At 57.9% G+C, this 1,551-nt stretch carries 2 protein-coding genes and 2 pseudogenes; 1 reads left to right on the forward strand and 3 read right to left on the reverse strand.

What is annotated here, in order from left to right; translation table 11 throughout:
* The 3 genes and pseudogenes from HV796_RS42195 to HV796_RS42205 form a co-directional block, all read right to left on the reverse strand.
* Positions 1-251 (reverse strand): annotated as a pseudogene (locus HV796_RS42195) (IS6 family transposase); the annotation flags it as partial.
* Positions 252-319: 68 nt separating this feature from the next.
* Positions 320-567: pseudogene (locus HV796_RS42200) on the reverse strand (transposase); the annotation flags it as partial.
* A gap of 74 nt (positions 568-641) precedes the next feature.
* The gene (locus tag HV796_RS42205; protein ID WP_175233538.1) at positions 642-1,349 is read right to left on the reverse strand and encodes an autoinducer binding domain-containing protein; all 708 of its coding nucleotides are present in this window, start codon (positions 1,347-1,349) and stop codon (positions 642-644) included.
* Positions 1,350-1,405: 56 nt separating this feature from the next.
* Here HV796_RS42205 and HV796_RS42210 point away from each other — a divergent pair.
* Positions 1,406-1,551: helix-turn-helix domain-containing protein (locus tag HV796_RS42210; RefSeq protein ID WP_175233539.1), on the forward strand; the 146-nt coding region annotated here is incomplete at its 3' end.

Below are 1,551 nucleotides of genomic sequence, written 5' to 3' on the forward strand. Positions count from 1 at the left end.
TCGTCAACGCGCCAGGACCGGCCTGCGGGTGTGCCAAACCGATTCCAGCGCTTGACGAACTCCGGTGTAAATCGCCTTACCCAACGCATGATCGTGGTGTGTGCCAGCGACGATTCCCGCTCGGCCATCATTTCGACCAGATCGCGAAGGCTGAGCTTGTAACGAAGGTACCAGCGAACACACAGCACGATGATCTCCCCATCAAAATGCCGTCCATCGAACAGCCCCTCCAGACCTTTGCCCTTGCTCATCACCGACTACCCATTTCATATGGCTGGCTACTTTAACCGATTCCCCAAGCCGATTTGCACGAGAGCCCCTTGCGCCAGGTGCGGCGCTTCGAGTAGCCGTGTTTGCGTCCTTTCCATTCGCCTTTTCCGTACAGCTTCAGACCGGTGCTGTCGACGAGCAGATGCAATGGCTCGCCACTGCGGAAGGTGGGCAGGAGTATGCCAGCGTTTGCGCGCGGCAGTTCAGCGTGAAATAGCTGGGCACCGGCAAGTCAGCGAATGCGAGTCGCGCAGGATGTGCGCGAAGCCCTGAAGCAAAGCCCTCGTTTTTGCGCACCGATTTCGGGCCCGTGTGCGAGCCCAAAACGGCACGCCGCGACCTTGCCGCGAGATCCCGTTCGTTCGCTGGCGCTATCGCAGCAGGCCTGTCAATGCCGCTTTGGCGGCAGCCTGGATCTTGTTGGAACATGCCAGCTTTGACACGATGTTCTTGATGTGGAAATTGACAGTACTTTCGGAAATGTTCAGAATTCGTGCGATTTCGTAAGCGGTCTTTCCGTCGGCGGTCCATTTCAGCACATCGATTTCACGCAAGCTCAGGTGACCTTCGGCGACCCGGCCCGTAGGTAACCGAGATACCATCACCGCGTGCGCAGCCTGAGCAAGTAGCACCATCGTCTTTTCATTGCTGGCGCACTCCGCAGCACCAATCCTGCCAGATTTGCGTGAAAGCGTGAGCAGGCCGACCGTGCCGTCCGCGCCGCGAGAGACTGCCGACCACCCGTGCAAGATACCAACCGACATCGCTTCCTCCCAAAACTGCCCGACACTGTCGCCAGCATTGCTTGACCACGTCAACGGCGTATCGACACAAATCGCTCCTTTGACGGTCGGATCGATCTCGACATACCTTTCCTTGATATAACGCGCCTGCCATTCCTCTGGATAGGTCGAAACCATAATAATCTGCGGTTTCGTTATCGGTACGGGGCGCCTCATGCCATACGCCGCGTGGTCGAACCCGAGGTCCCGCGCCACGCGGGCCAATGCGGCCAGCACGGCTTCGTTCGACTCACTGGCCGACACTTCGTTGAGCCATACCCACAATAGTTCATGCATTTTGTACGGCGGCCTCAAATCTGAAGTGCAACACCTGTCTCATGTAAGGTGTTGCGATGAACGAAAGAACCCAGTACAAGCAACTGCAACGTGAAGAGCGCCTGACCATTGCAAGCCTGCATCTGCAGGGTTCGAGTATCCGGGCCATGGCCCGGATACTCGGGCGCTCGCCGGCCACCGTGAGTCGTGAACTGACGCGAAA

The sequence above is a fragment of the Paraburkholderia humisilvae genome (assembly GCF_902859855.1).
Lineage (GTDB): Bacteria > Pseudomonadota > Gammaproteobacteria > Burkholderiales > Burkholderiaceae > Paraburkholderia > Paraburkholderia humisilvae.